At 71.1% G+C, this 7,068-nt stretch carries 6 protein-coding genes; 3 read left to right on the top strand and 3 right to left on the bottom strand.

Annotated features, from left to right (window positions below; all coding sequences use genetic code 11):
- Both AB0H93_RS21955 and AB0H93_RS21960 read left to right on the top strand, forming a co-directional pair.
- On the top strand, positions 1–945 hold the full coding sequence (locus AB0H93_RS21955) for an alpha/beta hydrolase (RefSeq protein ID WP_358574855.1): 945 nt from the start codon (positions 1–3) through the stop codon (positions 943–945).
- Positions 942–2,555: an NAD(P)/FAD-dependent oxidoreductase gene (locus AB0H93_RS21960; protein WP_358574857.1), complete on the top strand. Its 1,614-nt coding sequence runs from the start codon at positions 942–944 to the stop codon at positions 2,553–2,555. The genes AB0H93_RS21955 and AB0H93_RS21960 overlap by 4 nt, the downstream gene beginning before the upstream one ends.
- A 397-nt stretch (positions 2,556–2,952) precedes the next feature.
- Here the strand turns inward: AB0H93_RS21960 and AB0H93_RS21965 are convergent, their stop codons facing one another.
- From AB0H93_RS21965 to AB0H93_RS21975, 3 genes are read right to left on the bottom strand one after another with little or no spacing between them, the layout of a single operon-like run.
- Positions 2,953–3,924, bottom strand: coding sequence for an acyl-CoA dehydrogenase family protein (locus AB0H93_RS21965; protein ID WP_358574859.1), 972 nt, complete (start codon positions 3,922–3,924; stop codon positions 2,953–2,955).
- Positions 3,921–5,090, bottom strand: a complete 1,170-nt coding sequence (locus AB0H93_RS21970; protein WP_358574860.1) for an acyl-CoA dehydrogenase family protein — start codon at positions 5,088–5,090, stop codon at positions 3,921–3,923. The genes AB0H93_RS21965 and AB0H93_RS21970 overlap by 4 nt, the downstream gene beginning before the upstream one ends.
- Positions 5,087–5,956 (bottom strand): enoyl-CoA hydratase, encoded by an 870-nt coding sequence (locus AB0H93_RS21975; protein ID WP_358574861.1) that lies wholly within the window; start codon positions 5,954–5,956, stop codon positions 5,087–5,089. Before AB0H93_RS21975 ends, AB0H93_RS21970 begins: the two co-directional genes overlap by 4 nt.
- 114 nt (positions 5,957–6,070) lie before the next feature.
- Here AB0H93_RS21975 and AB0H93_RS21980 point away from each other — a divergent pair, with 114 nt between their 5' ends.
- Entirely contained in the window at positions 6,071–6,874 is an 804-nt protein-coding gene (locus tag AB0H93_RS21980; RefSeq protein ID WP_358574862.1) for an SDR family oxidoreductase, read from the top strand.
- The last annotated feature ends 194 nt before the right edge of the window (positions 6,875–7,068 follow it).

Genomic DNA, 7,068 nt, shown 5'->3' on the forward strand with positions numbered 1-7,068 from the left:
GTGTTCGACGCAGAGGTCGCGGCGGTCATCCGGTCGCTCGACGCGGGATTCCCGAAGGTCGAGGAGATGACGGGGGCGGAGGCGCGGGCGGCGATCGCGGCGCGGCGGCAACCGGTGCGGAACCGGGATGATGTGGCGCGCACCGAGGACCGCGAGATCCCCGGTCCTGGGGGCGGTGTGCCCGTCCGCCTGTACTTCCCGCACCGGCGCGGTGACGAACCGTTGCCGGTCGTCGTCTTCTGCCACGGCGGCGGGTTCGTGTTCTGCGACATCGAGTCGCACGACGCGTTCTGCCGCGAGCTGTCGGGACGGACGTCGTCGGTGGTGGTCTCGGTGGACTACCGGCTCGCGCCCGAGAACAAGACGCCCGCCGCCGTCCTCGACGCCTATGCCGCACTGACCTGGGCCGCCGAGAACGCCCGCGGGTTCGGTGGAGACCCGGGCCGGCTGCTGATCGCGGGCGACAGCGCGGGCGGGAACCTCGCCGCTGCCGCCTGCCTGATGGCCCGGGACGGCGGAGGGCCCGCAGTGGCCGGGCAAGTGCTGATCTACCCCGTGCTCGACCCGTCGTGCGACACCGGCAGCTACCGCGAGTACGGCACCGGTTACGGGAACACCAGGGCCGCCATGGAGTGGTACTGGCGCCAGTACCTGCCGGCGGACGGCGTGGCCGGGCCCCGGCACCAGGTCGTCCCGCCCGCCGCGGACACCTTGCGCGGCCTGCCGCCCGCCGTCGTCGTCACCGCGGGCCTGGACCCGCTGTCCGACGAGGGAAGGGCGTACGCGGCCGCGCTGGCCCGGGACGGAGTTCCGGTGACGCACCGGCACTATCCGGGCCTGTTCCACGGGTTCCTGACCATCATGTCCCTGCAGGCCGCCCGGTCGGCCCACGATCTGCTGTGGCACGACCTGTGCGCAGCTACGAAGCAAGGAGCAACGTCTTGACCATCGGAGCTCACAGCGCGGTGCGCGACGTCCTGGTCGTCGGCGCCGGATTCGCCGGTCTGTACGCCGTGCACGCGTTCCGGCGAGCCGGGCTCGACGTGATCTGCCTCGAAGCAGGCGAGGACGTCGGCGGCACGTGGTTCTTCAACCGCTATCCCGGCGCCCGCTGCGACGTGGAGAGCATCGACTACTCCTACTCGTTCGACGAAGACCTGCAGCGCGACTGGGTGTGGAGCGAGCGCTACGCGACCCAGCCGGAGATCCTCTCCTACATCCACCACGTCGCGGACCGGTTCGACCTGCGCTCGCACGTCGAGTTGAACAAGCGGGTCGTGGCCGCGGACTTCGACGAGAGCGCGTCGCGGTGGGCGGTGCGCACCGAGGACGGGGACGAGCACCTCGCGCGGTACGTCCTGTTCGCCACCGGTTCGCTGTCGGCCCCGAACAAGCCGGACATCCCCGGCGCCGACACCTTCGCCGGCGAGACCTACTTCACCGCGCGCTGGCCGGAGCCCGGCCCGTCGCTGCAGGGCAAGCGCGTCGGCATCATCGGCACGGGCTCGTCGTCGGTCCAGTCGGTGCCGATCCTCGCCGGGGAGGCCGACTCGCTCACCGTTTTCCAGCGCACGCCGAACTACAGCGTGCCCGCGCTGAACCGGCAGCTCACCGACGCCGACCAGCGCCGCATCCGCGAGGAGTACCCGGCGCGACGGGCGAAGGCGCGCATGAGCGGCGGCGGTTCGCCGCACCAGCCGCACCCGAAGCGCGCGGCCGAGTGCACCCCGGAAGAGCGCGAGGCCGCGCTGGAGGCGGGGTGGCGCAACGGTGGTGTGCTGTTCGGCAAGACCTTCCCCGACCAGTTCACCGACATCGAGGCGAACGACTTCGCGCGCGAGTTCGCGGAGCGGAAGATCCGGCAGATCGTTGCGGACCCGCGCACCGCCGAGGACCTGATCCCCACCGACCACCCCATCGGGACCAAGCGGATCTGCACCGACTCCGGGTACTTCGAGACGTTCAACCTGGACAAGGTCGCGCTGGTCAACCTGCGCCGGGAACCCATCACGCGGATCACCGGCGCGGGCATCGAGACCAGCGCGGGATTCCACGAACTGGACGTGCTGGTCTACGCCACCGGGTTCGACGCGATGACCGGTGCGCTCACCCGGATCGACATCACCGGCCCGCGCGGCGACCGGATCCAGGACGCGTGGGCCGAGGGGCCGGTCACCTACCTCGGCGTGCAGATCCCCGGCTTCCCCAACCTCTTCACCGTCAACGGCCCCGGCGCGCCATCGGTGCTGTCGAACATGGTGCTGACCGCGGAGCAGCAGGTCGACTGGTTGGCCGAGCTGATCCGGCACGCCGACGAGACCGGGGCCGCCCAAGTGGAAGTGCGCGACGACGCCGCGGTGAAGTGGACCGATCACGTCCAGCAGGCCGCGGACGCCACGCTGTTCCCCCGGGCCAACTCCTGGTACCTCGGCGCGAACATCGAGGGCAAGCCGCGCCGGTTCATGCCCTACGTGGCAGGACTGGGCGCCTACCGCGAGCGCTGCGAGGCGATCAAGGCCGACGGCTACGAGGGGTTCGTGTTCACAGCTCGCTGACGGTGGAGCGGCGGGGGCGACCCCGCCGCCCGCGCGGCCTACGGGACAACGAGGTACCGACGGCACCGCCGGCGCTGCGAACGCACGCCACCGAGCCCCGTGGCGTGACCCCGGGGGGTGTTCAGCGGCTTCCTGCCCGACCGCAATTTCAATGGAAATCGGACCCTCGATTTCCATTGAAATTGCGGGTCTGGAAGGTCGGCAGGGCCGGGCCGTCTGCCTGTTGGTTCCGGCCTTCGAGGTCTGTGGGGGCGGGGCAACTCGGCTTCGCCATGCGCGTCTCGCCGGACGATCATGCGCGTCTCACCGGACGATTTCGTCGTTGCTGAACGAGTTTGCGTGCCAGTATGCCAATCGGTGCTCGCCGCTGATGTCGCGGCGAGCACCGATCTTCGTTTCAGGCCGCGGTGATCGCCGCGAGGACGCGGGCGCGGTGGGCCGCCGTGGTGCCCCAGGCCGCGACCAGGGCGCGCACCTTCGTGATCCACAGACCGAGATCGTGCTCCAGCGTGTAGCCGATCGCGCCGTGCACCTGCAGCGCCGTGCGGGCAGCGAGGTAGGCCGCATCGGAGGCGGCGACCTTGGCCGCCGACACGTCCCGCGCGGCATCGGCCGACCCCACCGACACCGCCGCGCCGTGCAGCAGCGGCCGGGCGAAGTCGAGTGCCACGCGGACATCGGCGAGCGCGTGCTTGAGGGCCTGGAACTCGCCGATCGCCCGGCCGAACTGACGCCGGTTCTTGGCGTAATCCACGGCCTCGTCGAGCAGGCGCTCGCCGGCGCCGAGCAGCTGGGCCGAGCAGGCGAGCGCGGCAGCGTCGAGCGCGGCGTCGACCGCGCCGGCCGGCAGTGCGGCGAGCCGGTCCTTCGCGGTCACCTCGAAGAGCCTGCGGGTGCTGTCCACGGAACGCCGCAGCGATCCCGCCTCCGCGAGGTGCAGCTCATCGCCGTCGACCAGCAGGACGCGGTCGGCGACATCGGCGTCGAGCGCGAAGGGCGTGCCGGGCGGCGCGGCGAGCGTGACCACCCGGCTTCCGGCGGCCAGCTCCGCGAGCGACTCCGGGTCGGTCGCCTGCAGCAGCGCGGGCGCGACGACGACGGACTCGATGTACGGCCCGGGCACGAGGTGGCGGCCGATCTGCTCGAACGCGACGACCACGTCGATCGGCGACGCCCCGAGCCCACCGGCATCCTCCGGCACGCACAGGGCGTGCACGCCGAGGTCGGCCAGGCGCTGCCAGATCTTCCGCCCGGCCGCCGCATCGCCCTCGCCCCACGCGCGGGCCGCGGCTGGCACTCCCGCGGTGCCGAGGAAGTCGTCCAACGACCGGGAGAAGGCGAGCTGTTCGTCGTTCAATGCGAACCTCATCGGGCGCGGCCCTCCTTCGGCAGGCCGAGCAAGCGCTCGGCCACGATGTTGCGCTGAATCTCGTTCGTCCCCGCGTAGATGGGCCCCGACAGCGAGAACAGGTAGCCGTCCAGCCACGCGCCGTCGGCCGCCGCGTCCGGGCCGCGCAGCTCGGACTCCGGCCCGAGGAGATCCAGTGCGGTCTCGTGCAGCGCGACGTCGAGTTGGGACCAGAACAGCTTGTTCACGCTGCCGTGCGCGCCGATATCGCCGCCGTCGGAAAGCCGCGTGACCGTGCCCCACGTGTAGAGCCGGTAGGCCTGCGCCGCGATCCACGAGTCGACCACGCGGTCGCGCAGGTGCGGCTGATCCGCGCCGCGTTCGCGCCACAGCGCCACCAACCGGTCGGCCGCAGCGCAGAACCGGCCCGGCGAGCGCAACGACAGGCCGCGCTCGTTGCCCGCGGTGCTCATGGCCACCCGCCAGCCGTCGCCCGGCGCGCCGAGCACGTCGGCGTCGGGCACGAACACGTCGTCGAAGAAGATCTCCGCGAAACCGGGGTGCCCGTCCAGCTGGGGGATCGGCCGGATGGTGATGCCATCGGCGTTCAACGGGAACAGGAAGTAGGTCAGCCCGCGGTGCCTTTCGGCGTCCGGGTCCGAGCGGAACAGGCCGAACCCGCGGTCGGCGAAGGGCGCCCGCGAGCTCCACGTCTTCTGCCCGTTGAGCACCCAGCCGCCGCGTGCGTCGTCGCGCGTGGCCGTGCTGCGGATCGACGCGAGGTCGCTGCCGGCCTCGGGCTCCGACCACGCCTGGGCCCAGATCTCGGTGCCGTCCGCTATCGACGGCAGGTACCGGTCCCGCTGTTCCCGGGTGCCGTGCCCGAAGATGATCGGGGCGAGCAACGAGATCCCGTTCTGCGCGACGCGCACCGGCGCGCCGCTGCGGTAGTACTCCTCTTCGAACAGGACCCACTCGATCATCGAGGCGTCCCGGCCGCGGTACTCCGCCGGCCACGAGACGACCGACCAGCGGGCCTCGGCGAGGGTGGCCTCCCATTCCCGGCGGGCCGCGAACCCCTCGGCGGAATCCAGCGGCGGCAGCGGCTTCGCCGGGACGTGGTCGTGCAGCCAGGCCCGGGCTTCGTCGCGGAAGGCCAGCTCCTGCGCGGTGAAGTCGACGTTCATGCGTCCTTGTCTTTCCGCTCCGCCGCGTCGCGCATCTTGCGCGCGTCCATCCCGGCCAGGGAGTCGCCGCCGACCTCCGCGTTGTGCGCGTGCGCGGCGTGGTGCAGGCCGAACACCGAGTCCATGCCGGCCCGCATGCCCTGCAGGTCCTCCGCCTGGTTGATCGCCTTCTTGGTCAGGGCGAGCCCGAAGCCCGGCATCGCGCCGATGCGCCCGGCGAGGTCGAGGGTGAAGGATTCCAGCTCGGCCCGCTCCACGACGTGGTTGACCATGCCCAGCTCGTGCGCGCGCTGCGCGGGCATGCGGTCGCCGGTGTAGAGGAACTCCTTGGCGGCGCGCGGGTTCATGACCCACGGGTGGGCGAAGTACTCGACGCCCGGGATGCCCATCTTCACCACCGGGTCGGCGAAGAACGCGTCGTCGGAGGCGACGATGAAATCGCACGACCAGGCGAGCATCAGCCCGCCGGCCACGCACGCGCCGTGCACCATCGCGATCATCGGCTTCGGGATCTCCCGCCACCGGCGGCACATGCCGAGGTAGACCTCCGACTCGCGCGCGAAGCGGCGGTCCACGCCCTCCCGGCCGGTGTGGTCCCACCAGATCACGGCCTTGCGGTCGAAGCTCTGGTCGGCGTCGCGCTCCGGCGTGCCGATGTCGTGCCCTGCGCAGAAGTGCTTGCCGTTGCCAGCGAGCACGATCACCTTGACCCCGTCGGCGTCCACGGCGCGGCTGAACGCGGCATCGAGGGCGTAGGTCATCTTCGAGTTCTGCGCGTTGCGGTACTCGGGCCGGTTCAGGGTCACGAGGGCGACCGCGCCTCGGCGTTCGTAGGTGACCACCGAGTCGTCGCTGGTACTGGGCATGCTCCTTCACGTCCTTTCCCAAACAAGTGCTTGGTTTGCTACCCTACGGGAGATCGCCGGTCCTTGGCCAGGACCCGCGCTCATCCGCTCACAGCGATCGGTTTGGGAGCCGCAGTGACGTCGTCGAAGAAGGAACAGCCCACGCCGGAATGCCCGCCGGCCCACCGCCTGCTCGAAGGCAGGACCGTCGTGGTCACCGCCGCCGCGGGGGCCGGGATCGGGGCCGCCGCCGCCCGCCGCTGCCTCGAAGAGGGCGCCAAGGCCGTCGTCATCGGCGACACGCACGAGCGGCGCCTCGCCGAGTCGGAGAAGGCGCTGGCCGGCGAGTTCGGCGGCGACCGGGTCGCCGCGGTCGTGTGCGACGTGACCGATGAGGCGCAGATCGACGCGTTGTTCGACGCGACCGAGGCGTTCGGCGGCGCGGACGTGGTGATCAACAATGCCGGTCTCGGCGGCACGGCGTCCGTGCTGGAGATGACCGACGAGCAGTGGCACAAGGTCCTCGACGTGACGCTGACCGGTACCTTCCGCTGCGTCCGGGCAGCAGGCAAGCGCATGGTCGACGCCGGCAAGAAGGGCGTCATCGTCAACAACGCCTCGGTGGTGGGCTGGCGCGCGCAGGAGGGGCAGGCGCACTACGCGGCGGCGAAGGCCGGCGTGATGGCGCTGACCCGATGCGCCGCGATGGACCTGGCTCCGCACGGCATCCGGGTCAACGCGGTCTCGCCCAGCCTGGCCATGCACCCGTTCCTGGCGAAGGTCACCAGCGACGAGCTGCTCGCCGAGCTCAAGGGCCGGGAGGCGTTCGGCCGCGCGGCCGAACCGTGGGAGATCGCGAACGTGATGGTCTTCCTTGCCAGTGACTACGCGTCGTACCTCACCGGCGAGGTCCTGTCCGCCAGCAGTCAGCACGCCTGAATCCCAGTCTCCGCACGCCTTTTTGCGCGGGCGGTGCGGGGTAGCGGCCCCTATGGGAGCTACGGCCGCGGCCTGGACTCCGTCCTCCGCAATTTCCATTGAGCGTTTTTCATCTTGTTTCGTGTTCGAGGGTGAGGATGGCTTTGGCGAGGGTGCCGACTTGGTGGGGGCAGCAGCGGACGCGGTCGAGGACG

This window comes from Saccharopolyspora sp. NPDC050642 (genome assembly GCF_040654735.1).
Lineage (GTDB): Bacteria > Actinomycetota > Actinomycetes > Mycobacteriales > Pseudonocardiaceae > Saccharopolyspora > Saccharopolyspora elongata.